This is a genomic window from Nonomuraea sp. ZG12 (genome assembly GCF_052068115.1).
Lineage (GTDB): Bacteria > Actinomycetota > Actinomycetes > Streptosporangiales > Streptosporangiaceae > Nonomuraea.
Window position 1 is genome coordinate 540,175 of record NZ_JBQHCW010000002.1, and the last position, 26,217, is coordinate 566,391.

A 26,217-nucleotide genomic window follows, 5' to 3' on the forward strand; every position below is an offset into this window, starting at 1 on the left:
TTCTTCGTCACTATGTGTAGTTGCCATGAGACAATGAGCGACATGCCGTCTATCGCACACGACACTCTTGTCCGGCTGTTCCACGACCGGCCCCAACTGGCGGTGGAAATCCTGCAGGACCTCATGGAGGTGAACCTCCCCGCCACCTCCCTGGTCCGGGTGGAGTCGAACACTTTCAACACCCGCCCCTCCGACGACATCGAGGCCGACCTCGTCATCGTCCTGGGACCGCCACAGGCGCCCGCACACGTGATCATCGTCGAGATCCAGAACGACAAATCCAAGGATCCCCGGCAACTCGCCCGGTATGCCGCCGCCGCGTGGCTGCTGCTGGGCTGCGACGTCACGGTCCTCGTCATCTGTACCGACCGTGGGGCGGCCACCCACTACGCGCGGCCCATCGATTCCGGGCTGACCGGCTACCGCCTGCACGCTCGGGTGGTGGGACCGGACGACATTCCTCCGATCACCGACCCGCATGAGGCCGCCGCCCACCTTGAACTGTCGGCCATGTCGATCATGCTGCACGGCCGCGACCGCAAGGTCATCGAAGCGCTGGCAACAGCGCTGGCCGACACTCCCCCTGGTCACGCTTCGAAGTACTATGAATACGCTTACGACATGTCCGGGCCCGAGATCCGTTACCTCATGGAGGAGATCATGAAGTCCACCGACTGGCCTGTCTTCACGCCCTTCGCGCGCGAGCACTACGGCCGCGGCCTCGAAGACGGCGAGGCGAGGGGCAAGGCGGAAGAGGCCGTGAAATCGGTGCTGCTCGTGCTGGGCGCCCGCGGTTTCACCATCCCCGACGACACCCGCGACCGGATCACCGCCTGCACCGATCTCGACCAACTCGAACGCTGGCTCACCCGCGCCACCACCGCCCAAACCCTCGAAGACCTATTCAACGAACAGGGCTGACGGTGCAGGGATGGAGCCGCGCCCCTCATGTCGACCCCCGTGATCTCCTGGCACATCAGCAGCTTCAGCGCCGACGTCAGCGGCAATTGCGTGGAGGCGAGGCCTCTTGACGACGGAACCGATCGCGTCGCCGTACGGCACAGCACGGATCCCGCAGGGCCGGTGATCGTCTATACGAGATCTGAGTAGGAGGCGTTCGTCGCCGGAGTACGCGCCGGCGAGTTCGACTTCTTCAAGGACGAGACCCGTTGAGCCCTTCGGAAACAGGGCTCAACGGGATCAAGAATTCATGGCCGGATAGATCGGGATGCTTGGGACATGCTCATGGCAGGCGCGAAGAAGGGCTTCCTCGGCTAACTCCAGAATCCTTCGTCAGCCCGGTTCGCTGAAGAGGTTATCGATGGTCTGGATGGTGGCGGCGCGCGGGTGAGCCAGCTTTCGAGCTGAGTGAGGTCGGCCCGCATGCCTGAAGTCCCGAACGCGGGTCACAAGGAGAAACGCGGGTCACAAGGAGACACGTGTACGGGCCCATTCGAGTGATGGTCAGCCGAGGGTGGACGTGTCCACGGTGTCGGTGGTGGTGTCCGGCCAGGTGAGGTGGGCCGTCGGGCCGTTCCAGGAGATCGTCGGCGGCTTCTCCGGCGGCTGACCGCCGAGGAAGACGGTGGCCTCGTACCACGTGTCCGGGTGGGCGGGCGTGCTCGTGGCGCACCAGGGGATCAGGGTCCAGGGGGCGAGCGGTGAGGAGTCCTCGGCGGCGGTCACTGCGGACAGGTCCAGGCCGGGGCCGGGGAGGACGTGTGAGTGAAGGGTGCCGTTCGAGGCTCCGCCGGAGGAGGGGGTCTGGGCGGGTAGCGAGGGGCCATCAGTAGAAAGGGTCTGGGCGGGAAGGGGCCAGCCGCCTATGCGCAGGGGGCCGGTCACGTCGCCTGCTGCGGTGAGGCGGACGAGGCGTACCTCCCAGGGGCCGCGTACGGCGGACAGGACGGTGAGGTGGGGGCCGAGGCGGACCGCGCCGGAGCGGCCGGAGCCGTGGTCGCGGCTGGTGGGGTCGGGGGTGACCCAGTGAGCCTGCCAGCGGGAGGCGCCGAGGAGGGTTCCGGTGGGGAGGTGGTCGACGAGGAGGGTGTCGAAGCCGGTGCGGTGGCTGGGCAGGCCGTGTTCGTCGAGGATGGCGACCGACTGGTCCAGGGGCTCGGCGGCGTGCTCGCCCGCGAGGGCCGGCGAGGTGGCGGTCGAGTAGCCGAGGCGCGCGTACAGCGGCGAGTCGGTCAGGTTCGTACCCGGATGTGAGTGGTCGGTGCCGTGATTGAGCACGCGGACGACGCCGTCGGCGCGGGTGCCGCTGACCAGCCAGCCGGGGGCCGGGATGGCGAGCCGGAAGTCGCCGACCTCGGCGGGGAGGGGCTCCTCGACGGCGGTCCACACCGGGTGGTCGGCGGGCAGCGACAGGCCGAACATCCCCTTGGCCGCCCAGTAGGGGGAGCCGGGGCCGGAGTAGGTCTGGGCGATGGGCCGCCAGGGGTGGTGCCAGCCGAGGGTGAGGACGCCGTCGTCGTCGGGGGCGCCGTGCTCGACGAAGTGGCGGGCGATGCCGGAGGCGGCGCGGCGCAGCAGGCCCGGGGCGGGGGTGGTCAGGCCCGCGCGGGCGCCCGTCCAGAACGGGGTGGCGGCGGCGAACCGGTAGGTGAGGCTGCGCCCCTGGATGAGGGGCGATCCGTCGGCGCCGACGAGGTGGACCGCGTCCTGCAGGTAGCGCTCCAGCCGCTCCAGGTAGACGGCCCGGCGCGCGTCGGCCGCCGGGTCGCCGGCCGCCATCTCCGTCCACATGACCGGGTAGAACTGCAACGCCCAGCCCGAGTAGTGGTCGTAGGCCCGTTCGGCGCCGTCGGCGTACCAGCCGTTCTCCCGCGCGAACCCGTCCGTGAACGCCAGCCCGTCGTCGATGTCCCGGCGCATGTCCGCACGCCGGCCCGCGCCCCCGACGGACAGGAGGAACTGCTCGACCACGATCTGGAACCAGATCCAGTTGATCGGCGGGTAATCAGACCCGATCGCTGGCGTCAGGTAGTCGACCACCTGTTCCTGCACGCGCGGGTCGAGCCGGTCCCACAGCCAGGGCCTGGTCAGGTGGAGCACCAGGGCGAGGGAGGCGGCCTCGACCTTGGGCTGGCCGTGCTCGTCGAGGCGTACCCAGCGCTCCGGCGAGTGCGGGTCCGTGCCCGCGGCCAGGCCCTTCGCGTACCATTCCAGCAGCCCGTGGGGGTCGCGCCCGTCCTCCCCCGCCACCCTGAACCCGGCCGCCAGGAAGGTGCGCGCGAAGCCTTCGAGCCCGTCCACGTCGGTGCCGTAACCCCCGGCCGGGCCGGGGAAGGTGATGCGCGCGTGGCCGTCGGAGGCGTGGCGCCGCGCGGACAGCAGCAGGTGGTCGGCGAGTGCCGCCCAGTGGTCCCTGGTCCATCCGGTGTACGGCGAGAGCCGCCGGTCGTCGAACTCTCGCAGCGTGCGCATGGGTCCTCCTGTGCGGTGGGGCGTCGCCGGTCGCGACGCGCTGGTTCGTCGCTCGGCCGCCCGCCGAGTGACGGGACGTGATGCTGGCATCGGGACCGCAAGGCGTCAAGACAACTGTGCTCGTTTTTGATCAGAAACGCTCACTCCGATCGGCTCCGCGCACCGCCCTTGACGCCCCGGAGGGCCGGTGACAGCATCACAACTTCGTCCTGTCGCGTCGTCATCCTCGATCTTCCGCAGGACAGAGAGCAGCACGTCAACTGATCAATAACGATCGGATGAACTGATCGTTATTGATTGAGAAAGTATTGACGTGATTGAAACGATCGGACATGATCGGCGACACTGGAAAGCGCTTCCCCGCCGAAAGGACCCGTGTGAGAGACGTACGCCGACCACAGGCACTGCTGCTCATGGACCCCGCGCACTTCAGCGTGCAGTTCCCTGAGCCGCAGCTCAGCCGGTTGCGTGCGCTGACCCAGCTCGCGGAGCCGTTCCCCATCACCGATCTGGACGATCCGGACGTGCGGCGCCGGCTGCGTGAGGTGGAGGTGCTGGTGACCTCGTGGGGCTGCCCCCAGCTGACGGCCGAGCGGCTCGCCGACGCGCCGAAGCTCAAGGCGATCTTTCACTGCGCCGGCACGGTCCGCTCGTTCGTCACCGACGAGGTGTGGCGCCGGGGCATCCTGGTGACCACCGCCGCGGACGAGAACGCGATCCCGGTCGCCGAGTTCACCCTCGCGGCGGTCATCTTCGCCGGCAAGAAGGCCCCCTTCCTCGCCCAGGACGCGCGCCTGCATCGCGACGACTGGTCCTCCTACGCCACCGCACGCGGGGAGCTGTCCAACCGCGGGCGGACGATCGGCGTCGTCGGCTTCTCCCGGACGGGACGCCGGGTCGTCGAACGCCTGCGCAGCCTGGACCTGACGATCCTGGTGGCCGACCCGTACGCCGATCCGGCAGAGGTGAGCGCGGCGGGCGGCAGCCTGGTGCCGCTGCCCGAACTGCTGCGCCGCTGCGACGTGCTCACCCTGCACGTCCCCGCGCTGCCCGCCACCCGCAACCTCATCGGGGCAGCGGAGCTCGCCCTGCTCAGGGACGGCGCGACCGTCATCAACACCGCGCGCGGCGCGGTCCTGGACACGACCGCGCTGGAGAACGAGTGCGCCTCGGGCCGGCTGGACGCGATCCTGGATGTCACAGAACCTGAGCCTTTGCCCGCAAGTTCGCTACTCTACGACCTGCCCAACGTCATGATCACCCCCCACATCGCCGGGTCTCTCGGGGCTGAGACCCGGCGCATGAGCGAGAGTGCGCTCGATGAGCTCGAACGCTACCTGTCCGGCAGGCCGCCTCGTGCGGCCATCACCCGGGACGAGTTCGTGGTGAGCGCCTGAGCTCTGAGACCGGCTCATGAAAGGAGACCGGATCAATGATCGCTTCGAACACGCCAGGAGGTCGCGGAGTGCGACGTCAGCTTGTGAAGTGCGCGGCGGCCGCGGCCGCACTAGCCCTCGCCGTAACCGCTTGTGGCGCGAGCGACCCAGCCGCCCAGAGCGAGGGCGGCGACGTCACCCTCTCTGTCACGGTGTGGAACCTCGCCAAAACCCCTGAGTTCAAGGCCCTGTTCGACGCCTTCGAGGCGGCGAACCCGGGCGTCAAGGTGGAACCCGTCGACATCCTCGCCGACGACTACCCGGACAAGGTCACCACGATGCTGGCCGGTGGCGACAAGACCGACGTCATCACCATGAAGAACGTCATCGACTACTCCCGCTACTCCAGCCGGGGACAGTTGACCGACATCACCGACATCGTGAAGAAGAACGACACCTCCAAGCTGGCCGGCCTGGACGCGTTCAACGTCAACAACGCTTACTTCGCGATGCCGTACCGCCAGGACTTCTGGCTGCTGTACTACAACAAGGGCCTCACCGAGAAAGCCGGCGTGAAGTTCACCGACGGCATCACCTGGGACGAGTACGCCAAGTACGCGCAGCAGCTCACCCAGGGCGACGGCGCCAAGAAGGTCTATGGCACCTACCAGCACACGTGGCGGTCGGTGGTCCAGGCGATCTCGGCGGCCCAGACCGGCGGCGACCAGCTCGGCGGCGACTACACCTTCTTCACCGAGCAGTACAACACGGCGCTCGCGCTGCAGAAGGCCGGCAACACGCTGGACTACGGCACCGCGACCGCCCAGCAGGCCGACTACCGCACCATGTTCGAGACCGAGGCGACGGCCATGCTGCCCATGGGCACCTGGTACATCTCCGGCATTCTCGAGGCCAAGGAGAAGGGCGAGACGAAGGTCGACTGGGCCCTGGCGCCGATGCCGCAGCGTCCGGGCGGCACCGGGGTGACGACGTTCGGCTCGCCGACCGCCTTCGCCGTGAACAAGAACGCCGAGCACGCCGACATGGCGAAGAAGTTCGTGGAGTTCGCCGCGAGCAAGGCCGGGGCCGAGGCCATCACCAAGGTGGGCGTGGTGCCGGCGCTGCAGACGCCGGAGATCACCGAGGCCTACTTCAAGCTCAAGGGCATGCCGACCGACGAGTTGTCAAAGAAGGCGTTCACGCCGGACAAGGTCGTGCTGGAGATGCCCGTCAGCGAGAAGGCGTCCGACATCGACACGATCCTCAACGAGGAGCACCAGCTCATCATGGTCGGCGACAAGACGCCCGCCGAAGGCATCAAGTCGATGAACGACCGCGTCAAGAGCGACGTTCTCAGCTAAGTGAAGGGCGGCGGGCGCCCAGCAGGCGCCCGCCCCCTCTCCTGAGCGCAGCATAGGAAGTCACGAAGGACCACCATGGCCCATGTAATGACGCAACAGGCGCCGACGGACAAACCGTCGCCCAGCGCCCCCCGCCGGCCCCGCGCTTGGCGCAACACCCTGATCGGGTGGAGCTTCATCCTGCCGAACTTCATCGGCTTCGCCCTGTTCACGCTCATTCCGATGAGCGCGGCGTTCGCCCTGGCGTTCATGGAGTGGGACTCCTACAGCACGCCGGAGTGGGTGGGCCTGGAGAACTTCCAGAAGATGTTCTCCGACGAGAACTTCCGGGTCGCGCTCTTCAACACCCTGTACTACGCGGCCGGCCACATCCCGCTGACGCTGGTCGCCGCGCTCTGCCTGGCGCTGGTGCTCAACAGGAAGCTGCGCGGCGTGGGGTTCTTCCGCACCGCCGCCTTCTTCCCGTACATCACCTCGCTCGTCGCGGTCGCCGTGGTGTTCAACATGCTGTTCAACCCGTCGGCGGGGCCCGTCAACCAGTTGCTCACGGCGCTGGGCGTGGCGGAGCCGCCCCGGTGGGTGGCGAGCACCGACTGGGTGATGCCGACGGTGATCGTGACCAGCGTGTGGCGGGACATGGGCTACTACATGGTGCTCTTCCTGGCCGGGTTGCAGACGATCCCCCGGGAGTACTACGAGGCGGCCAAGGTCGACGGGGCCGGCGCCTGGCAGCGCTTCTGGAGCATCACGCTGCCGTGCCTGCGGCCGACGACGTTCTTCGTGCTGGTCCTGCTGACGATTCAGAGCTTCAAGATCCTGGACCTGATCCAGGTCATGACCGACGGCGGCCCCGGCCGTAGCACGCTGGTCCTGTCGCTGCTCATCTACCGGGAGGGCATCAGGGAGGGGCAGTTCGGCTACTCCTCGGCCATCGCCCTGGTGCTGTTCGTGATCGTGCTCGCCGTGACCGTCGCCCAGTTCCGTATCAACGAGCGGAGGAGTGCCACATGACCGCGCTGCACGAGGCTCCCCCGGCCACGGAGCGCCGGTCGGCGCCCGCCGCCCCGTCGCGGCGGGGGCGGCGACTGGTCCGCATGGTGCTGGCGTACGCCGCCCTGCTCGTGGCGGCGGCGGTGGTGCTGCTGCCGTTCGCGTGGATGGTGTCGTCGTCGCTGAAGCGCAACAACCAGGTCTTCTCCGTCCCCATCCAGTGGATTCCGGAGGAGTTGCGCTGGTCGAACTTCGTCGACATCTGGACGCAGATCCCGCTGGCGACCTACCTGGGCAACTCGGTCTACCTGTCGGTCGTGATCACATTCCTGCAGTTGCTCACCGGCAGCTTCGCCGCCTACGGCTTCGCCAAGGTGCGCTTCCCCGGCCGGGACCTGCTCTTCCTGCTCTACATCGCCACCATCGCGGTGCCGTGGCAGGCGTACATGGTGCCGCAGTACATCATCATGCACCAGGCCGGCCTGACGAACACGCACCTGTCGATCATCCTGCTGCAGGCGTTCGGCGCGTTCGGCGTCTTCCTCATGCGGCAGTACTACATGTCGATCCCCGACGAGCTGTGCGAGGCCGCGCGCATCGACGGGCTCAGTGAGTACGGCATCTGGTGGCGGATCATGCTGCCGCTGTCGAAGCCGGCGCTGGCGAGCCTGGCCCTGCTGACGTTCGTGAACACCTGGAACGACTACATGGGGCCGTTCATCTACCTGACGAGCAACGATCTGTGGACGATCCAGCTCGGCCTGCGCTCGTTCGTCGGCATGTACAGCGTGGAATACGCCATGATCATGACCGGGGCGGTGCTGTCGGTGCTGCCGATCCTGGTCATCTTCCTGTTCGGGCAGCGCTACTTCATCCAGGGCATCGCGACGAGCGGGCTCAAGGGGTGAGCGCGGTGCGCGGCCTGCTGCGACCGGCCCAGCAGACGACGTACGAGCGGGTGTTCAACACCGTGTACGTCGGCCTGATGACGAACCTGTTCCTCGCCGTCGCGTGCGCGCCGCTGTTGGTCGCGCTGGCTATCGTGCGGGATCCGCTGGTGTCGTGGCCGTTCTTCGCCGTGCTGTCCGCGCTGTGCGCGCCGGCGCTGGCCGGGGCGTTCCGGTGCTTCGCCGCGCTGAACGAGGGGTCGACGGCCGTGCTCCGCGCCTTCTGGGGCGGCTACCGTCAGGCCGCGGGCCGGGCGCTGGCCGTCTGGGCGGCCGCGACGGTGCTGGTGTGCGTGCTGGTGCTGGACGCCGTCGTGGTCGCGCGGACGTCGTGGGGGCCGGTGCTGGTGCCGTTCTTCGTCACCGCGACCGTGCTGGTCGTGGCACTGACCGTGGCGCTGCTCGTGGTGATCGCCGAGACGCCGCGTGACGTGCGGCCACGCGGGCTGGTCCTGCCGTGCCTCTATCTGGTGGCGCGGCGCTGGTACCTGAGCGCCCCCACCGTGGCCGTGCTCGGCCTGGCCGTCGCCGTCATCCTGGTCAAGCCGGTGCTCGGCGTCCTGCTGGCCACCGCTCCCCTGCTGTTCGTGGCCTGGTCCACCACCAGGTACGTGGTCACCCCGGCGCTGCCGGCCGCCTAGCCGGAACGTACAAGGGACTCCGGAAGCTCATCGGGCGTCCACACTCCTCTCAACATTTGGTCATACCCGCAGGTCATGTTCGGATCATCGGCCACTCCCGAGTACGAGGAGACCCATGATCCGACGAGCAGGCTTGATCTTCATGACCGTGCTGGCGGCTGTGGTGGCGCTCGCCTCACCCGGCACCGCCGACCCGGCCACCGCCGCCCCCTCCACCATCAACGTGGCGCATCGCGGCGCGTCGGCGTACGCGCCGGAGAACACCGTCGCGGCGTTCAGGCTGGCCGCGCGGCAGGGCGCGGACATGTTCGAGCTCGACGTCCAGGAGACCAGCGACCACCGGCTCGTGCTCATGCACGACACCACCCTGGCCCGCACCACCGACGTGGAGCGGGTCTTCCCCGGCAGGGCGCCGTGGCGGGTGGCCGACTTCACCCTGGCGGAGATCCGGAAGCTGGACGCCGGCTCGTGGTTCGGCGACGATGCCGAGCCGGTGCCCACGCTGCAGGAGGCGCTGCAGGCGATGCGCGGCAGCGGGCTCGGCCTCCTGCTGGAGATCAAGTCCCCGCGGCTCTACCCGGGCATCGAGGCCAGAGTCGCCCGTGAGCTGCGCCGCTCGTGGTCCGGCGGGCTCGCCGTGCAGTCGTTCGACTGGGGCTCGATGCGCCGGTTCGCCAAGACGATGCCCGAGGCGCCCATCGGCCTGCTCGGGACGCCCTCGGCCGGCGAACTCCCCGCGCTGGCGGAGTTCGCCGACCAGATCAACCCGCCGCACGGCGACGTCACCCGCGACTACGTCGAGAGCGTGCACGACCTGGACATGGCGGTCCTCACCTGGACCGTGGACGACGCGGCGACCATGCGCCGGATGATCGCCTCCGGGGTGGACGGCATCATCACCAACAGGCCCGACGTTCTCAGGGAGCTGTGAACGTGGTCAGGACGGCGGCGTGGTCGGAGGTCCAGGCGTTGTCCTGATGGTTCGGGATGGGCGTCGGGGCGCCCTCGACCACCGCCTCCGACGCCTTCACCCTGAGGTCGCCCTTGTAGTGCACGAAGTCGATGCGGTCCAGCGGCTCGGGCTCGCCGGTGTGGCCGTCGTGGCCGTACCCGCCGGTGAAGGTCGTGTAGATCGGCGACCAGGTGATGCCGGGAGCCGCGACCGGGTCCGGATGGGCCTCCCGGTAGGAGTCGCGCATGCCCGCCCGCTCGGGCAGGACCGAGGTGGGCCAGGCCACCGACTCGTAGCCGCAGCGCTGGGTCGCGGGCGTCCAGTCCAGGTGCGAGGGCGCGTTGAAGTCGCCCAGCAACAACACAGGGGTACGGCGCGCGTCGGCCAGGTCGCCGGACATGGCCGACATGATCTGCCGGATCTGGCCGGTGCGCTTCGACTCGGCCTCCCTCTCCATCAGCCGCTCGACGCTCCACCTGCCGAAACAGGCGTCGTACGGGCCGTACGGGGTGTAGCCGAGATGGACGTTCCAGAGGGCCACCTCATGCCGCTCGTCGAGCGCGATCCTGGCGCTGACGGCCGGCATTCCGGACTCGGCGGGCAGCGGCCCCCGCGAGACGATCGGGTAGCGGCTGATGATGCCCAGGTCGGAGCCCGCCTGATAGTGGTCCCAGCCGAGGGCCTCGGCCAGCTCCCTGGCGGAGGTGGAGGACGTCTCCTGCAGTCCGACCACGTCCACGTCGCTATCGAGGAGGAACTTCAGCTGCTTCTCCCTGCCTCCCCTGACCTGGCTGCCGCCGTGCCACAGGTTCCAGCTCATGGCCCGCAGCTCGGGCACCAGCGGCCCGCCGGGCGGCCGGACGCGGACGGCGACCGTGGCGGTGTCCCGCGCACCGGCCGCGTCGCGCGCCTCCACCTCGAACGTGGCCGTCTTCGCCGAGGCGGCGGCCGGCGGCGTGCCGGTGACCCCGCCGTCGGCGCTCACCCGCAGCCAGGCGGGGCCGCTCACCTTGCGGAAGGTCGCCTGGCCACGGACCGTGCCCGTGACACGCGCGGTGTACGGCGTCTTCGCGCGGGCGTTGCGCAGGGTGAAGCGGTCGGTCATGAAGTGGACGGGTTCGCTGCTCACGACCTTCATCTTGACCGGCTGGGCCAGCCACGCATAGCCGTCCTCGGCCAGCGCGTAGGCGACGTAGTCGCCGGGTTCGAGCCCGTCGGTGGGCAGCGTGGCGGTGCCGGTCGCGGCGGGGATGTAGACCCACGTGAGCGAGGGGCCGACGTACTTCTCCGCGACCGGGCCGTTGCCGGGGTCGGTGTAGAGGCCGATCCAGTTCGTGGGGTCCGGGCGCGGCGTGGAGTAGGACAGCTCGATCGGGTCGCTCGCCTTGACGCTCGCGGATCGGAGCGTGAGCGTGCCGTCGGGCGCCCCCGCCCGGGCCCGGCCGGCCTGGGCGTCGGCCTGGGCCGGGACAGCCTGGGCCGGGACGGCCGGCAGGGCCACGGCGGCCAGCAGTGCGGTGGTCAGAAGCAGGGTGCGGCGCATAGGAATCCTTCATCGTGCGGAACTCTGGACAGGCTCTCCTACACGGGAATCCAGGAGGTGTACGGCACCTGACCGCAGGTGGTGGTGACGATGAGCGCGTTCGTGGGTAGCCGTCTGACCATGGCAGCCGAACGTGTGACCGACGAGCCCGATCCCGACCACCGCCGCCCCGAGGGGGTGAGCGACGAGACCGTCGAGGCGCTGGGCGCGCTCAGCGAGGCGCTGGAACGGACCCACCGGGCGCGCGGCCACCTCTACTCCTGGCACCAGCTCACCGGCAGCGCGGACGCCGGCCTGGACAAGGCCGTCGAGCTGCTGCGCAGGGCCGGGCACCAGGAGATCGCCGATCGGATCGAGCGGGACCTGATCGGGCTGAACGTCATCCAGGGGCGGTGGACGTTCCAGGTGTGCGAGGAGTACGACGCGCTGTACTACGCGACGTTCCAGGCCCTGGAGGCGGACGCGCGCGAGCGTCTGGCGGGCGGGCGCCCGCACCTGTACGAGGCGGAGCTGAAGCAGAAGCGGCGCACGCCCGGCCTGCCCGGCCACGAGACCGCTCCCTGAGATCTACGGCTCGTCAGTCACGCCCGTCGTCCGGCGCGTAGGGCGGCAGGTCGAACCGGGCGCGGATCTCCTGCTGGACCGCGATCTTGTCGGCTCGGGCGTCGATCGTCATCACGTACTCCTTGCGGCGGAACAGCTCCACCACCGGGTCGATCTTGTCGTGGTAGTCGCGCAGCCGCCTGGCCAGTGCGTCCGGGGTGTCGTCCGCGCGGGTGACGAGCTCGCCGCCGCAGACGTCGCACCTGCCCTCGGCCTCGGGGCGGTGGGCGATGAGGTTGTAGTCCATGCCGCACCGCGAGCACAGCCGCCGGGCCAGGACGCGCCGCCGCACCTCGTCGTCGGGCAGGTCGAGCAGGATCACCCCGTCGATGTCATAGCTCTCCAGGAAGAACTCCGCCTGGCGCCGGTTACGGGGGAAGCCGTCGATCAGGAAGCCGTAGTTCCAGTCATGCTGCTGGAGCCGCTCCCTGACCACGTCCTCCACCAGGTCGTCCCCCACCAGCTCACCGGCGGCGACCAGGCGGCGGACCTGGGCGCCGAGCTTGGTGTGGTTCTTGACGTGCCAGCGGAAGATGTTGCCGACGCTGATGTGGACCAGGTCGAGGTCGTCGGCCAGCAACGTGCTCTGGGTGCCCTTGCCGCTCCCTTGCACTCCCATGATCACATATTTCCGCATATCGTCCTCTTCCTCATCTCGTCGTCCCGCCACCATGCCACAGGCCACGCCCGGCAAGATCCACTCTGTACGCTCGGGCGGAGGAAGAGGATCAGCGCCGGATGGGAGTGCTCTCCCGCAGGACGACGCCGGTGGGGATCTGTACGGTGTCCGGGCCCGGACCACCGCCCAGCGCGAGCCGCATGGCGGCCCGCCCCGCCTCCCTCAGGGGTACGGCGACGGAGGTGAGCGCCGGGGTGACGTCGATCGCCGAGTCGATGTCGTCGAAACCGGCGACCGCGATGTCCTCGCCGGGGACGAGACCGGCGTCGCGGAAGGCCGTCATGGCGCCGATGGCCATCACGTCGTTGACCGCGAAGACGACCTCCACCTCACCGGCGCCCCGATCGGCGAGCTTCCGGGCCGCGTCGTAGCCGCCGCCGCGCGTGAACTCGGTCTCGAACACGAACCGGTCGTCGAGGGTGAGCCCCGAGGCGCGCAGCCCCGCCGTGAAGCCCGCGACCCGGTCGCGGGACGTGCGGACGGAGTCAGGCGCCCGGAAGATCGCGAAGCGCCGGTAGCCCGCGCCGGCCAGGGCTAGGGCGAGCCGGTGGGCGCCGCCGGTGTTGTCGATGGTGACGGTGTCGAACGGCAGGTCCCGCTGGCTGACCATGACGACCCGGCCCCCGGCCGCCTGGTACTCCTCCAGCTCACCGGCGAGCGCGCCACGCGTGTCCGTACCGCCAGCACCGCCAGCACCGCCGACATTGTCGACATTGTCGACATTGTCGACGCGAGTGCCCGCGACCACGATGACGCGCGGACGCTGTCCCCGTAGCGTCCTGACGAGTTCGAGTTCGAGCTCGCGCTGCGGGGAGCGGCCCGCGACCGCCATGGTGACGACGAGCCCGGCCGCCTCGGCCGCCTGGGTGACCCCGGCCGCGATGGCCGAGAAGTAGGGGTCGGCCACGTCGCCCACCACCAGCGCCACGGTCGGCGTCGAACCCCTCGCGACGGCCTGCGCCGACGGGTGCGGCCGATAGTTGAGCTTGGCCGCCGCCGCGCGCACCCGGGAGGCGTTCTCCGTGCGGACGTTGCGGGCGCTGCCGTTGAGCGCCCGCGAGGCGGTGGCGATGGAGACACCGGCCTCACGTGCCACGTCGTGCAGCGTCACCGACGCCCGGACGCCGGCGGCCGACGCCGGCGGGGCCTCATCCATGGCGCCGCACCCGGCGTGTCATCACGCGGTGTGTCATCGCCCGGCCTGTCACCATCCGGCCTGTCATTGCCCGGCCTGTCATTGCCCGGCCTGTCGTTGCCCGGTTTCCGGAGCGTGCACCAGGGGGTGGGCGACGTCGTGCGCCTGGAGGTGGCCGCACATCCCCCATCGGGGCTCGGGTGGGGCTTCGAGGAGCGAGGAGCGCAGGAGGTGGTCGCCGTCGCCGCGTTCGAGCGCGTCGAGGATCGACACCGTCTCTCGGGTCTCCCGGGCGACCGTGGCCTCCCAGATCTCGCGCCAGCGTGCGACCGAGGGCCGGACCAGCGCGACCGCGCTCGCGTACAGGCTGCGCAGCGGGGCGAGGTCGCCGTCGCGGGCGGCGTCGGCGAGCCGCAGGAAACCCGCGACGGCGAGTTCGCGCCGCCGCCGGACCGCCGCCTCCACCGTGGCGGGGTCGCCGGACGGGAGGGTGGCGGCCTCCCGGTAGCGGGCCGGGTCGCCGACGATCTCCGGCGGGAAGGTCATGACCGCGTCGCCGGCCTCGGGCAGGCCGGCGTTCTGCATGACGACGACCACTTCCAGGCCGCCCCCGTTGATCGCCCGATGGATGGTGCCGGGCGTGAACCACACGGTCGAGCCGCTGCTCAGCTCGGTCTCCCGGAAGCCGCTCATGTCGAGCGTCTGCAGGGCGCCACGACCGGCGATGACGACGTACGCCTCGGTGGAGGCCGTGTGCAGGTGCGGCGTGCCGCCCTCCAGGCCGTCGGCGCAGGCTCCCGAGTAGACCGCCAGCCTGCTGACGGACGTGCCTCCGGGAAACGCGGGAGTCTCACCGTAGGACGCGAGCGAGCCGCCCGGAGGGGGTGGGGTCATGCTCGGTCCCTCCCGGTGGCGAGGGCGGCCAGGGCGGCGCGGCCCTGGTCGGCCAGGAGCGCCGAGCCGTCCTCGCCCCGGTCACCGTCGGCCACGACGACCGCGTACCGGAAGCTCATCGTCTCCCCGTCCGCCAGCGGGACCTCCTCGCTGAAGAACGGCGCCGGGCTGAGGCAGGCGAACATCTCGCTGCGGGCGAACCACTGCGGCGGATGCTGCGGGTTGGCGGTGTCGTCGACCATGACGATCGTCGACCAGGCGCCGCTCCCGTCGTGACGGCCCCGGAAGCCGAACCACTCCGCCCGCACCCCCCGCAGCTCGTCGCCGCCCGCACCGGTCGGCGACTGGATGATACCGCCGGTGAACGATCGCGGGCCGCGCCAGAACAGGCCGCCGTAGCCGGCGTTCTCGCGCCCCTTGGTCGTCGGGGAGCCGAAGTCGAGCGTGGCCCCGGACACGTTCGTCATGGCCGTCTCGAACACCAGCGCCCAGGTCGTCGCGTCCACCACGGTGGCCGTCAGCGCCCGCCGCTCCTCGATGACGGGCCGGCCCGCCTGGGAGATCCAGTCCAGGCGATGCGCGATCCGCACCCGGTCGCCGGTGGCCGCCAGCTCGGTCATGTCGCGGTGGACGGCGCTGCCGTTGTTCTCGAGCTGTACGTAATTCCCCTGGACATACGTGGGCCCGCCCCAGAAGTTGTGCTCGCCCACATGCGGCAGCGACCAGGCGATGCCCTTGTGCCAGACGTGGTCGTGCGGCCGGAACAGCGAGACCACGTCGCCGGTCAGGGTGCGGAGCGGGTGCAGGTAGGGCTTCGGCGACTCCAGCACGGGGGTGTCGGGCCGGTAGGTGTAGGTGAAGAGCTCGACGTCACCCGCGGAGACGGTGACCGAACGGCCGAGCGCGTGGCCGGCCTGCAGGGTGGGGGTCATCACTGGCTCGCTTCGCTCGAAGGGGTCTTCCAGGGGGCGCCCGACCCGTCCATGCGCTCGGCGAAGGGGCTGCCGGGGCCGAGTTCGCCGCTGCGGACGCGCCGCCCGGTGAAGGAAGAGGCGTAGACGGCGGCGACGAACTCCATCGTCCGCCTCGCCTCCTCCAGCGTGACGGGGGGCGCCTCGCCCCGGTCGAGCGCGTCCAGGACCGCGGCGAACTGGCCGTCGTGGTTGCTCCGCACGGCGTCGGGGTCGGGCTGCCAGAGCTCGGCCACCTTCTCGTGCCCCGGAGCCGGGGTGATGGTCCAGTCGTCGTCGGTGTAGCCGTACAGGTGCTCGACCTCGACGGTGGCGCGCTCGAAGTCGAAGCGGAGCACGGACGTCTCCCTCGGCGACACCACCGAGTTCACCACCGTGGCCATCGCGCCGCCGTCGAAGGTCACCAGCGCCATCGACACGTCCTCGGTCTCGGTGTCGCGGGCCTGGCGGGCGGCCATCGCGCTGACCTCCCGCCACGGGCCGAGCACGGAGAAGAGCAGGTCGAACTGGTGGATGCCGTGGCCCATGGTGGGCCCGCCGCCCTCGGACTCCCAAGTGCCGCGCCAGGGGACGGCGAAGTAGGCCTCGTCGCGGTACCACTGGGTGAGGCAGGTGGCCAGCAGCGGGCGGCCGAGCTCGCCGGAGGCCAGCAGCCCGCGCAGCCGGGCGGCGCCGGCGCCGAACCGGTGCTGGAAGACGGTGGCGACGTGGCCGGTGGAGCGGCGTTCGGCCTCGATCAGGGTGTCGAGCTCGGCGAGGGAGAGCGTCGGCGGCTTCTCCATCAGCACGGTGACGCCGGCCGCCAGGCACTCCAGCGCCTGCGGCGCGTGCAGCAGGGGCGGGGTGCACAGGTGGACCAGGTCCACCTCCTCCTCGCGGAGCAGCTCGGTCAGGCTCGCGTAGGCGCGCGGCACGTTCCACGTGGCGGCGAAGGTCCGGGCTCGGTCGGGGTCCACGTCGACCGCGGCGACGAGGTCGGCCCGTCCGCCGGAGCGGGCCAGGGCCTGTGCGTGTGCGGTGGCGATCCCACCGGTGCCGACGATCGCGGCCCGGTAGCGGGGTTGAGACATAAGATCCTTCAAACGCCGGGAAAACGTATTCCGCAGTGTGCCCGCCGCGTCACGCCACCGTCAAGGCGCTCAGACGGCCTCGGCGCCACCCGCCGATCCCGCCGATCCCGCAGCTCTGGTGCTCTCCCTGACGACCAGGAGGCCCCGTACGGTGAGGTGCTCGGGAGCGGACTTCTCGCGCAGCGCCAGGCGGATGGACTCGGCGCCCACGTGGGCCAGGGGAAGGCCCACGGTGGTCAGCCGGGGCGTCACGTCGGCGGCGAGCTGGATGTCGTCGATGCCGGTCACGGACACGTCGCCGGGGACGGCGACCCCGGCCGCGCGCAGGCCCGACAGGGCGCCGATCGCGATGACGTCACTGACCGCGAGCACCGCGTCGCAGCGTCCGGCGGGCAGCTCGCGCACGGCGTCGAAGCCGCCCTGGCGGCTCGCCTCGCCGTGCGCGACCTTGATGTGCCGGGGCTGGACGCCACCGGCGCGCAGCCCCTCGACCATGCCGGCGACCCGGCCGGAGAAGTTGACCCGCTCGGCCGGCCCGGCCAGGATCGTCACCCGCCGGTGCCCGGTCCGGGCGAGGTGCTCCCCCGCCACACGGCCCGCGCCGTGGTTGTCGAAGGCGATCGAGTCGAACGAGCCGTGGGTCACGCCCACGATCACCACCCGCCCGCCGTCGCGCTCGTAGGCGTGCAGCTCGCCGAGCAGGCGGGCGTCGAGCTCGCCGGCCCCGAACCTGCTGGAGGCGAGCACGAGCGCGCGCGGGCGCAGCGAGCGCAGCAGGCGGACGGCGTCGAGCTGCCGGTCGGGGGCGGCCTGCGTCGAGCAGACGGTGACGAAGACGCCGGACATCCGCGCCCGCCGCTCCATCTCCGCCACCACGATCCCCATGGCGGGAGTGGTCAGGTCGTCGGCGACGAGGGTGATGGCGTCGCCGGCGCGCCGCATCGCCCTGGCCGAGGCGTCCGCGGTGTAGCGCAGGGCGGCCGCCGCGGCGAGGACGCGCTGCTCGTACTCCGGCGCCACCGTCCGTGAGCTGCCGCCCAGGACGCGGGAGGCGGTCGCCACCGAGACCCCGGCCGCCGCGGCCACGTCGTGCAGCGTGACCGTCCGTCTCGCCGCACGGGGCATCCTGGGTCCTCTCCACGTCGCGCGGGCGCGTACTGCATGTTGACCTTCTCCCCGCCATGAATGACGGGGATTCTCCCGCATCGCTGCGGGAGGTTACTGGTTCTGTCCTATGCCGCTTGCGCGGTGAGGGTTTCGAGGGCTGCCCCACGAGACGGTGCCCGTGCTGGTCTTGTGCTCTCTCCGCAGTCGTTTGGGGTGTCCGCCAGCCCGGCGGCCACCTGGTGCGTCTGCCGCAGGCGGATGCCCTCGGCGAGGATGTTGAGCGCTGCCGCGACGTCGCGGTCGTGGTGCTCACCGCAGGACCGGCAGTCCCATTCGCGGACGCCCAGGGGGAGCTTCCCGACCTTCCAGCCGCAGCACGGGCACAGCTGGGAGGACGGAAACCAGCGGTCGATCTTCATGACCGTCCGCCCGGACCGCTGGGCCTTGTATTCCAGCATCGCGAGGAAAGCACCCCATCCGGCGTCGTTGACGCTCTTGGCCAGCATGCCCTTGGCGAGGGCTCCCACCGACAGGTCCTCCACGTAGATCGCTTGGTTGTCGCGGATCAACGCGGTGGACAGCTGATGGTGGAAGTCTCGGCGGGCGTCAGCGACCTTGGCGTGCTGGCGGGCGACCTTGAGTCGGGCCTTGGCCCGGTTCGCGGACCCCTTCTCCTTCTTCGCGTGCTCGCGCTGGAGTTTCCCCAGTTTGCGCTCCCGACGGCGCAACCAGCGCGGATTGTCGATTTTCGTGCCGTCGGGCAGGACCGCATACGCGGTCAACCCCACATCGATGCTGCTCTCGTCCTCGGTCTGTGGAAGCGGGATGTCGATGCTCCCCACGACGAACGACGCGAAATAACGCCCGGCCGCATCCTTGATGATCGTGACCGAGCCTGGATCGGACGGCATGGCGCGCGACCAGCGGACTTCGACCTCTCCGATTTTCGGCAGGACCAGACCCCGGTCGGTGACCTTGAACCGGGCGTTCTTGGTGAACCGGATCGTTTGGCGGTGGTCTTTGCGGGACTTGAACCGGGGCGGCCCCAGCTTCGGGCCGGGCCGTTTGCCGGACACGGAGGTGAAGAAGTTGCGGTACGCGGTCGAAAGGTCCGCGAGGGACTGCTGGAGCACCACCGCCGATACCTCGCCCAGCCACGCCCGCTCGGGGGTCTTCTTCGCCTCAGTGACCCTCGCGGACAGCACCGCGTCGGGGAGGAACGGCTGCCCGGCTCGATAGGCGTCTTGCCGGGCGCGCAAAGCATCGTTGAACACCACACGAGCGCACCCGAACGCCCGAGCCAGCGCATTGCGCTGCCCAGCGTCCGGATACACCCGGTAGTTGTAACGAAGCCGCATGAGGCGAAATCTTACCTCGGCTACATTTGGTTTATGGCCGAATACTGATGACATCCGGACCGCGGAAGGCACTGTGCTTTCGTCCTGCACACCCATTTGGTTTTCGTGACAAATTCCGGCACAAGGTATTCACCGGCACCCACCTACGACGCATCTACGACGCATGGAAGAAATCACGCGAGACGTGTGCACGGACTTCGAGGTCGAGCTACACGAGTTCAACGGCGAGGACAACCCACGTCCACCTCCTGGTGAACTTCCCGCCCAAGGTTGCCCTGTCCACACTCGTCAACGATTCGCCTGACGGCGAATCGACTGCTTCTGCCCCGCTACGCGGGACGGTCCGCTTCACCCCCGACTTGAAGTGAAGGCCGGAGCACTACGGACAATTCCGGTAGCCCGGTCGCGGGTGCCGAAAGTTTCGGCCCACGGTCCCGTACGCGTCCGGCGAGACGTCGCGGCGGCCCGCGCCCGCCTAGGTCAGCGCCCAGAAAGGCCCCCGCCTGCGGTCAGGCGGGGGCCGGTGCCTGGGTCAGGCGCCCAGGAAGCCGGCCTCCTTGAGCCAGTCGGCCGAGACCTTGGCCGGCTCCATGCCCTCGACGTCGACCTTGGCGTTGAGCTTCTGCATGGTGGCGTCGTCCAGCTTGGCGATCACCGGGTTGAAGACCTCCGCCAGCTCGGGGTGCTTCTGGAAGATCTCGTCCCGCACGGTCACGGCGGCGTTGTAGACGGGGAAGAACTTCTTGTCGTCCTCCAGCACCGTCAGCCCGAGCGCGGCGATGCGCCCGTCGGTGGTGAACACCTCGCCGAAGTTGCAGGTCTGGCCCTTGTCCGTCTCGGTGTAGACGACGCCGGTGTCCAGCAGCGCGATCCGGTCCTTGGGGATTTTGAAGTCGTAGGCCTTGGTGAGGCCGGGCAGCCCGTCGTCACGGGTGGAGAACTCGGTCTCGATGCAGATCGAGACCTCCTCCGGCTTGGTCTCGGCGAGCTTCGCCACGTCCGAGACGGTCTTGACGCCGAGCTCCGTGGCCTTCTCCGAGCGGATCGCCAGGGCGTAGGTGTTGTTCAGCGGGGTCGGGCCGATCCAGTGGATCTTGTTCTGCTTCGTGTCGGCCTCCGAGGTGGCCTTGAACTGCTCGGCCGGGTCGGCGATCGGCTCGGTGTTCTTCAGGTGCTCGATCCACCCGGTGCCGGAGTACTCCCAGTAGAGGTCGATCTCGCCGCCGAGCAGGGCCTTGCGGTTGGTCACCGTGCCGCCCAGGTTGGTCTTGTCCTCCACCTCGGCGCCGTGCGCCTTCAGCAGGTGGACCGCGATCTGGCCGAGCATGATGTTCTCGGTGAAGTCCTTGGAGCCGACGACGAACGACGCGCCGTCGAGCTCGCCGCCCGCGCTGGCGGTGGCGACGGTGTCAGACCCACCGCAGGCGCTCACGGTCATGGTCAACGCGGCCGCGGCGAGCAGCGCGAGCGTACGGTGGAGGGGACGGCCTTGCATGCGAAAACACCTCTTGCTGGGGGATTGCCGGAAAAACGGTCACATGCCGCGGGGCTTGAGCAAGCTCTCGGCGAGCCCGCCCAGCCAGTCGATGAAGAAGGCGATGCACGCGGTCAGCACGCCGCCGACGATGGTCACGGGCAGGCGGTTGAGTTTGAGCCCGTTGATGATCAGCTCGCCCAGCCCGCCGGCGGCCACGAAGGCGCCGAGGGTGGCGACGCCGACGGTCAGCACCAGGGCGGTGCGCAGGCCGGCGAGGATGGCGGGCACGGCGAGCTTGAGCTCGACCCGGCGCAGGATCTGCCCCTTGGTCATGCCCATGCCGCGGGCGGCCTCGATGAGCGCGGGGTCGATCTGCTGCAGCCCGACCATGGTGTTGCGCAGCACCGGCAGCACCGCGTAGGCGACCAGGCCCACCAGGGCGGTCTGGAATCCCACACCCAGCACGAACGTGGCCAGCACGAGCAGCCCGATGCAGGGCACGGCCTGGCCCAGGTTGCCCGCGGTGAGGATGAGCGGGGTGACGAGCCGGTTCTTGGAGCGCGAGGCGACGATGCCGAGCGGGATCGCGATGATCACGACGAGGGTGGTCGCCACGACCGTCATCTGGAGGTGCTCGACGGTCTTGGCGATGATCACCGACCGGTTGAGGCTGCGCTGTTCGATGGAGTCGAGCTCCAGGGTGCCGACCCAGGTGTACAGGGCGGCCAGCGCGATGAGGATGGCGGCGGGGGTGAGCAGGTGGCGCAGGCCCGAGGCGCGGACGGGGTTTCGGGCCTTGCCGACAGTGAGGGTTTCAGCGGTCACCGGCGACCACTTCCTCCCGGACGGCGGACGTATGAGATCCCACTGCCGCGCAGAGCGTGGCGTAGGTGAGCACGCCGGACGGCGTGCGGCACCGGTCGGTGCCGTGCGCGACCATCAGGTCCAGCGCCTCGCGCAGGCTGGCGTCCGCCGCGATCCGCGGCAGCGCGCCACCTGACCGCGCCGTCTCCTGGGCCGTCTCCTGGGCCGTCTCCTGCGCCGTCTCCTGCGCCGTTTCCTGGGGTACGTCCTCCACCCGGAGCAGCGCGAGCCGCTTGAGCGTGGCGTCCTGGCCGATGAAGCCGGCCACGTAGTCGTCGGCCGGGTCGGCCAGGATGTTGGCGGGCGTGTCGTACTGCGCGATATGCGAGCGGTCCTTCAGCACGGCGATGCGGTCGCCGAGCTTGATGGCCTCCTCGAAGTCGTGCGTGACGAAGATGATGGTCTTGCGCAGCTGCTTCTGCAGCTTGACGAACTCGTTCTGCAGGTGCTCGCGGGTGATGGGGTCGGTGGCGCCGAACGGCTCGTCCATCAGCATCACCGGCGGGTCGGCGGCGAGAGCTCTGGCGACGCCCACCCGCTGCTGCTGACCGCCGGAGAGCTGGCGCGGGTAGCGGTCCCGGAACGTCGCCGGGTCCAGGTGCACCAGCGCGAGCAGCTCTTCCACCCGCTCGGCGATCCGGGGGGCCGGCCAGCCGAGCAGCTTGGGGACCAGGGCGATGTTCTGTCCCACGGTCTGGTGCGGGAACAGGCCGACCTGCTGGATGGCGTAGCCGATGTGCCTGCGCAGCTCGTCGGGGTGCAGGCTGAGGATGTCCTCGCCGCCGATGCGGATCTCGCCCGACGTGGGCTCCACCAGGCGGTTGATCATCTTCATCGTGGTGGTCTTGCCGCAGCCCGACGGGCCGACGAAGACGACGAGCTCACCGGCGGGGATGACGAGGTTGACGTTGTCGACCGCTGGAGCGGCCTGCCCCGGGTAGTGCTTGGTCAGCGCCCGCAACTCGATGCGGACGCCTTCGGGATCACGGTCGAACACGAAGCCCCCTGGGCGTGGTCAGATGGCGGACGGCTGAGAAGAACGCGTCGAACAGCACCGCGATGATCACGATGCCGAGCGTGCCCGCGAGCGTGGCGTTGAGAGAGTTGACGGAGCCGAGCCGGGAGAGCCCCTCGAAGATCTGGCTGCCGAGGCCGGGCCCGTCGACGTAGGCGGCGATCGCCGCGATGCCGATCAGCATCTGCGCGGAGATGCGCACACCCGCCAGGATCAGCGGCCAGGCCAGCGGCAACCTCAGCCGCAGCAGCAGGCGGACGGTGCCCATGCCCATCCCGCGTCCGGCCTCCACGGTGGCGACGTCCACGCCGCTCAGGCCGGTGACGGTGTTCCTGATGATCGGCAGGAACGCGTACACGGTGAGCGCTATCAGCGTGGAGCCCCAGCCGAGCCCGGTGATCGGGATGAGCAGGGTGAGCAGGGCCAGGGAGGGGATCGTGAGGATTCCGGCGGACACTGTCAGGGAGGCGCCCCGCGCCTTCGGCCTCTCGTAGGTGAGGAGTCCCACCCCCACGCCGACGGCCGTGGCGATGGCGATCGCGATCGCGACCACGAGGGCATGTTCGACGGCGGCCAGCGAGAGGGTGTCCCAGCGGGAGACCACGTACTCGCTGAAAGTCATAGAGTTACCGCCTTCGCTTACGCTTGCATGGGCTTGTAAACGTATGACTTGTTGCGGTCATTGCAAAATTTGTTGCACTTAGCGCAACGCACTTGTTATGAACGGATGTGGATGGACGAGAAGCTTGCGGTGTCCTCCGCCGGGCTCCGCCGGGACCTGGAGATCCTCGACGTACTCGCAGGTCACGGCGATGATCTGGATACCGACGGGTTCGGCGTGAGCTGGATCGCGCAGCGGCTGGGCCGGGAGAAGAGCCAGGTGTCCAGGGCCCTGCGCGCACTGGAGACCGAGGGCATGGTGGAGCGCGATCCGCTGACCCGGCGCTACCGCCTGGGCTGGCGGCTGTTCGCACTGGCGGCACGGACGCAGCAGGCCAGGCTCGTCCAGGTGTCCGCGCCGATCCTGCGGCGGCTGGCCACCACCTTCAACGAGGACGCCCACCTGTGCGTGCTCCGCGGCGACCAGGTGCTGACGCTGGTGTCGATCCCTTCCTCGCGCGCGTACCACCGCATCTGGGAGGGCGTCTCGGTGCCGGTGATCATGGCGGCGGCGGGCCGGTCGCTGCTCGCGGACTGGGAGCCGGAGCAGGTGCGCCGGCTGCTGCGGGCGCCGCTGCCCGCCGGGCTGGACTCCGCCGTCAGCGACGAGGAGCAGTGGATGGCCGATCTCGGCCATGCGCGCTCCTTCGGGTACGTGGTCAGCGACGTCGAGCTGGACGACAGCCCGGCGGCGGTGTCGGCGCCCGTCTGGGATCACCGGGGGCTGATCGCGGGCGCGATCAGTGTGTCGGTCACCCGCCTGGCGGACCTGACCCACGCGCACGAGATGGGCCGGGTGATCGCCGGGACGGCGCGCGAGCTCTCCACCAGTCTGGGCCTGCTGCCCAGGGCCGCCGGCGCCGAGCTCTGACGCGTCCATACCCCTGAGCGAGGATCGGGGAAAGCTCAGGGGCGATCACTGATACGGCCCGGCCGGGGGAACGGGCAGGGTGGCCGTATGAACTACGAAAGCCGCCTGGCGCGCCTCTCCTTCACCGCCGGGCCAGCCGCGTTCCTGGGCGGGTGGATCCTCATGCTGCCCATCGACGGTGACCTGGTGCCCGGCCCGTGGTGGACGGCCGCGCACGCGGTCTGGCTGACCGGCTTCCTGTTCTTCGGCGTGATGACGCTGGCGCTGCGGCGGATGGCCGCCCCGGTGACCGGCGGGCGGCGGGCGCTGGTGGAGATCGCGTCCGGGGTGGCGCTGGTCAGCGTGGCGGCCAACGTCGCCCAGCTGGTCATCGACCTGGTCGCCGGGTTCACCGCGGCCGACGGCGCGGCCATGCGGGCGCTGTTCGACCAGGTGCAGGCCTATCCCGGGGTGGCGCCGGTGGTCTACGGGGCGGGCGCGCAGTTGTTCTTCGCCGCGCTGCCGGTGCTGGCCGTCACCCTAGCCGTGCTGCGCCGGGTCACCCCGGTGAGCGCCGCCGTGGCGGTGTCCGGCGTAGTTCTCCTGGCGGGGGCGACGCTCACCGACGGCCGGGGCTCGATCCTGGTGGCGGTCGGGATGGCGCTGCTGTGGCTGGGCGCGCTGCTGCTGGGCCGGGGTCCGCAGGCCGCCGACGGGCTCGGCGCGACCGGATAGGCGGGCGGGGTCGGGACCGCCCTGCTCGCCGTACCAGCGTGCCAGGCGGCCCTGCCGCCCCACGGCCCGCAGGCGGCGCTCGGCCGCCTCGCGGGTGGCGCCGGTGGCCACGATCAGCAGCGTGTCCCCCTCCCGCAGCCCGGTCTCCGGCGCGGGCACGAACGTGGCCCGGTCCCGGATGACCAGGCTGATCACGGCGGGCGCGGGCAGCCGCAGCTCGGCCACCTCCACCCCGTGCAGGCGTGAGCCGGCCGGGACGGTCAGGGTGAGCAGCTCGGCGTCCAGCACGTCCAGCGGCGCGGACTCGATGTCCACCTCCCGGGCCTGGTCGGGCTGGATCACGCCGAGCGCGCGGGCGAGCGGCGGCAGGGCCGGTCCCTGGATCAGGGTGAAGACGACGACCAGCACGAACACGATGTTCAGCAGGTGGCCGCTGCCGGGCACGCCCGCCACGATCGGGAAGGTCGCCAGCACGATCGGCACCGCGCCGCGCAGCCCCGCCCAGGAGATGAACGCCTGGTGCCGCCAGGGGACGCGGAACGGGATCAGGCAGGCGAGCACCGAGGCGGGGCGGGCCAGGAGCAGCAGGACCGCGCCGACGAGGAGGGCGGGCAGCAGCGCGCCGGGCAGCTCGCTGGGGTCGACGAGCAGCCCCAGCATGACGAACAGGCCGATCTGCGCGAGCCAGCCGGCGCCCTCGGCGAAGGACCTGGTGGCCGCGCGGTGCGGCAGCACCGCGTTGCCGAGGACGATCGCGGACAGGTAGGCGGCCATGAATCCGGAGGCGTTCGCGGCCCCGGCCGCGGCGAACGCGATGACGCCCAGGCCGAGCGTGGCCAGCGGATACAGACCGCTGGCGGGCAGCGCAACATAGCGCAGCGCGGCCACCCCCGCCCAGCCCACCAGCAGGCCGACGGCCGCGCCGACGACGATCTGGTAGAGCACCTGCCCGCCGATCGTGGCGAGGTCGGGCACGCCGCCGACGCTGCTGAAGACCAGCACCAGGATGACGGTGGGCGCGTCGTTGAACCCGGACTCGGCCTCCACCATCCCGGCCAGCTTCCGGGGCAGCGGCAACGCTCGCAGGACGGCGAAGACCGCGGCCGCGTCGGTGGAGGACACGATCGCCCCCAGGAGCAGGGCGAGCTGCCAGTCCATGCCGAGCAGCAGGTGCGCGCCGGCGGCGGTGACCAGGACGCTGACCGCGACCCCGGCGGTGGCCAGCAGCGCCGAGGGGGCCAGCAGTTTCCGCAGGTCGGTCCAGCGGGTGCTGAGCCCGCCCTCGATCAGGATGAGGGCCAGCGCGCAGGTGCCGAGGGTCTGGGCGAGCTGGGCGTCGTCGAAGTCCAGGCCCAGCACGTCCTCGCCGATCAGCACGCCGACGGCGAGGAACAGCAGCAGGCTGGGCAGGCCCAGCCTGCTCGCGGTGCGGGCGGCGGCGATGCTCGCCAGCAGCACCAGCCCTCCCGCGAGCAGGACCACGTACAGCTGCGGCAACGTCATCGTCACCACCCCTCCCCTTGCTCACGCGAAGCCCCGGGAAGCTCCAGGAAGCTC

25 protein-coding genes are annotated in these 26,217 nt (G+C 70.2%); 11 read left to right on the forward strand and 14 right to left on the reverse strand.

All coding sequences use genetic code 11. The annotated features are described in order from the left end of the window. Window positions 1–33: 33 nt before the first annotated feature. Both ACTMTF_RS09555 and ACTMTF_RS09560 read left to right on the forward strand, forming a co-directional pair. Entirely contained in the window at window positions 34–921 is an 888-nt protein-coding gene (locus ACTMTF_RS09555; RefSeq protein ID WP_441110267.1) for a hypothetical protein, read from the forward strand. Between the two features lie 27 nt (window positions 922–948). After that, the gene (locus ACTMTF_RS09560) at window positions 949–1,110 is read left to right on the forward strand and encodes a DUF397 domain-containing protein (protein ID WP_441110268.1); all 162 of its coding nucleotides are present in this window, start codon (window positions 949–951) and stop codon (window positions 1,108–1,110) included. A 354-nt stretch (window positions 1,111–1,464) separates the two neighbouring features. Here ACTMTF_RS09560 and ACTMTF_RS09565 read toward each other — a convergent pair whose 3' ends face one another. Then, on the reverse strand, window positions 1,465–3,432 hold the full coding sequence (locus tag ACTMTF_RS09565; RefSeq protein ID WP_441110269.1) for a DUF2264 domain-containing protein: 1,968 nt from the start codon (window positions 3,430–3,432) through the stop codon (window positions 1,465–1,467). 377 nt (window positions 3,433–3,809) lie between these two features. On the opposite strand from ACTMTF_RS09565, the gene ACTMTF_RS09570 reads away from it, so the two are divergent. From ACTMTF_RS09570 to ACTMTF_RS09595, 6 genes are all read left to right on the forward strand, one after another. Continuing rightward, window positions 3,810–4,829 carry a hydroxyacid dehydrogenase gene (locus tag ACTMTF_RS09570; RefSeq protein WP_441110270.1) on the forward strand — a complete coding sequence of 340 codons (1,020 nt, stop codon included), beginning with the start codon at window positions 3,810–3,812 and terminating at the stop codon, window positions 4,827–4,829. Between the two features lie 68 nt (window positions 4,830–4,897). After that, window positions 4,898–6,169 carry an ABC transporter substrate-binding protein gene (locus ACTMTF_RS09575; protein ID WP_397009724.1) on the forward strand — a complete coding sequence of 424 codons (1,272 nt, stop codon included), beginning with the start codon at window positions 4,898–4,900 and terminating at the stop codon, window positions 6,167–6,169. 75 nt (window positions 6,170–6,244) lie between these two features. Then, window positions 6,245–7,180 (forward strand): carbohydrate ABC transporter permease, encoded by a 936-nt coding sequence (locus ACTMTF_RS09580; RefSeq protein ID WP_397009722.1) that lies wholly within the window; start codon window positions 6,245–6,247, stop codon window positions 7,178–7,180. Then, complete coding sequence (locus tag ACTMTF_RS09585) at window positions 7,177–8,067, forward strand: carbohydrate ABC transporter permease (protein ID WP_441110271.1); 891 nt, start codon at window positions 7,177–7,179, stop codon at window positions 8,065–8,067. Before ACTMTF_RS09580 ends, ACTMTF_RS09585 begins: the two co-directional genes overlap by 4 nt. Next, window positions 8,064–8,747, forward strand: a complete 684-nt coding sequence (locus tag ACTMTF_RS09590; protein ID WP_397009718.1) for a hypothetical protein — start codon at window positions 8,064–8,066, stop codon at window positions 8,745–8,747. Before ACTMTF_RS09585 ends, ACTMTF_RS09590 begins: the two co-directional genes overlap by 4 nt. Window positions 8,748–8,862: 115 nt before the next feature. After that, entirely contained in the window at window positions 8,863–9,678 is an 816-nt protein-coding gene (locus ACTMTF_RS09595) for a glycerophosphodiester phosphodiesterase (RefSeq protein WP_441110272.1), read from the forward strand. Here the strand turns inward: ACTMTF_RS09595 and ACTMTF_RS09600 are convergent. Next, a complete protein-coding gene (locus ACTMTF_RS09600) occupies window positions 9,665–11,242 on the reverse strand; it encodes an endonuclease/exonuclease/phosphatase family protein (RefSeq protein ID WP_441110273.1) in 1,578 nt (525 codons plus the stop codon). The two genes, ACTMTF_RS09595 and ACTMTF_RS09600, sit on opposite strands and share 14 nt — an antisense overlap. 120 nt (window positions 11,243–11,362) lie before the next feature. On the opposite strand from ACTMTF_RS09600, the gene ACTMTF_RS09605 reads away from it, so the two are divergent. Further along, a complete protein-coding gene (locus ACTMTF_RS09605) occupies window positions 11,363–11,806 on the forward strand; it encodes a hypothetical protein (protein ID WP_441110274.1) in 444 nt (147 codons plus the stop codon). A 13-nt stretch (window positions 11,807–11,819) separates the two neighbouring features. On the opposite strand, the gene ACTMTF_RS09610 is transcribed toward ACTMTF_RS09605, so the two are convergent. The 7 genes from ACTMTF_RS09610 to ACTMTF_RS09640 form a co-directional block, all read right to left on the reverse strand. Next, window positions 11,820–12,464, reverse strand: coding sequence for an adenylate kinase family protein (locus ACTMTF_RS09610; RefSeq protein WP_441110275.1), 645 nt, complete (start codon window positions 12,462–12,464; stop codon window positions 11,820–11,822). Between the two features lie 109 nt (window positions 12,465–12,573). After that, entirely contained in the window at window positions 12,574–13,680 is a 1,107-nt protein-coding gene (locus ACTMTF_RS09615; protein ID WP_441110276.1) for a LacI family DNA-binding transcriptional regulator, read from the reverse strand. 78 nt (window positions 13,681–13,758) lie between these two features. Further along, window positions 13,759–14,553, reverse strand: a complete 795-nt coding sequence (locus ACTMTF_RS09620; RefSeq protein ID WP_441110277.1) for a cupin domain-containing protein — start codon at window positions 14,551–14,553, stop codon at window positions 13,759–13,761. Further along, window positions 14,550–15,485 carry a PmoA family protein gene (locus ACTMTF_RS09625; RefSeq protein ID WP_441110278.1) on the reverse strand — a complete coding sequence of 312 codons (936 nt, stop codon included), beginning with the start codon at window positions 15,483–15,485 and terminating at the stop codon, window positions 14,550–14,552. Before ACTMTF_RS09625 ends, ACTMTF_RS09620 begins: the two co-directional genes overlap by 4 nt. Next, window positions 15,485–16,594, reverse strand: coding sequence for a Gfo/Idh/MocA family protein (locus tag ACTMTF_RS09630; RefSeq protein ID WP_441110279.1), 1,110 nt, complete (start codon window positions 16,592–16,594; stop codon window positions 15,485–15,487). Before ACTMTF_RS09630 ends, ACTMTF_RS09625 begins: the two co-directional genes overlap by 1 nt. 69 nt (window positions 16,595–16,663) lie before the next feature. Next, the gene (locus ACTMTF_RS09635; RefSeq protein ID WP_441110280.1) at window positions 16,664–17,719 is read right to left on the reverse strand and encodes a LacI family DNA-binding transcriptional regulator; all 1,056 of its coding nucleotides are present in this window, start codon (window positions 17,717–17,719) and stop codon (window positions 16,664–16,666) included. A gap of 107 nt (window positions 17,720–17,826) precedes the next feature. Then, window positions 17,827–19,059, reverse strand: a complete 1,233-nt coding sequence (locus ACTMTF_RS09640; RefSeq protein ID WP_441110281.1) for an RNA-guided endonuclease InsQ/TnpB family protein — start codon at window positions 19,057–19,059, stop codon at window positions 17,827–17,829. A 47-nt stretch (window positions 19,060–19,106) separates the two neighbouring features. Between ACTMTF_RS09640 and ACTMTF_RS09645 the strand changes: the two genes are divergently transcribed. Next, entirely contained in the window at window positions 19,107–19,427 is a 321-nt protein-coding gene (locus ACTMTF_RS09645; protein ID WP_441110282.1) for a transposase, read from the forward strand. A 164-nt stretch (window positions 19,428–19,591) separates the two neighbouring features. Here ACTMTF_RS09645 and ACTMTF_RS09650 read toward each other — a convergent pair whose 3' ends face one another. From ACTMTF_RS09650 to ACTMTF_RS09665, 4 genes are read right to left on the reverse strand one after another with little or no spacing between them, the layout of a single operon-like run. Beyond that, on the reverse strand, window positions 19,592–20,554 hold the full coding sequence (locus ACTMTF_RS09650; protein ID WP_441110283.1) for a glycine betaine ABC transporter substrate-binding protein: 963 nt from the start codon (window positions 20,552–20,554) through the stop codon (window positions 19,592–19,594). 39 nt (window positions 20,555–20,593) lie between these two features. Then, window positions 20,594–21,361 carry an ABC transporter permease gene (locus tag ACTMTF_RS09655; RefSeq protein WP_441110284.1) on the reverse strand — a complete coding sequence of 256 codons (768 nt, stop codon included), beginning with the start codon at window positions 21,359–21,361 and terminating at the stop codon, window positions 20,594–20,596. Beyond that, window positions 21,351–22,397 carry an ABC transporter ATP-binding protein gene (locus tag ACTMTF_RS09660; RefSeq protein ID WP_441110285.1) on the reverse strand — a complete coding sequence of 349 codons (1,047 nt, stop codon included), beginning with the start codon at window positions 22,395–22,397 and terminating at the stop codon, window positions 21,351–21,353. Before ACTMTF_RS09660 ends, ACTMTF_RS09655 begins: the two co-directional genes overlap by 11 nt. After that, complete coding sequence (locus tag ACTMTF_RS09665) at window positions 22,384–23,037, reverse strand: ABC transporter permease (RefSeq protein WP_441110286.1); 654 nt, start codon at window positions 23,035–23,037, stop codon at window positions 22,384–22,386. The genes ACTMTF_RS09660 and ACTMTF_RS09665 overlap by 14 nt, the downstream gene beginning before the upstream one ends. Before the next feature lie 111 nt (window positions 23,038–23,148). Here ACTMTF_RS09665 and ACTMTF_RS09670 point away from each other — a divergent pair, with 111 nt between their 5' ends. Next, window positions 23,149–23,946 carry an IclR family transcriptional regulator gene (locus ACTMTF_RS09670; protein WP_441110287.1) on the forward strand — a complete coding sequence of 266 codons (798 nt, stop codon included), beginning with the start codon at window positions 23,149–23,151 and terminating at the stop codon, window positions 23,944–23,946. Window positions 23,947–24,465: 519 nt separating this feature from the next. Here the strand turns inward: ACTMTF_RS09670 and ACTMTF_RS09675 are convergent. Continuing rightward, entirely contained in the window at window positions 24,466–26,163 is a 1,698-nt protein-coding gene (locus tag ACTMTF_RS09675) for a potassium/proton antiporter (RefSeq protein WP_441110288.1), read from the reverse strand. Between the last annotated feature and the right edge of the window lie 54 nt (window positions 26,164–26,217).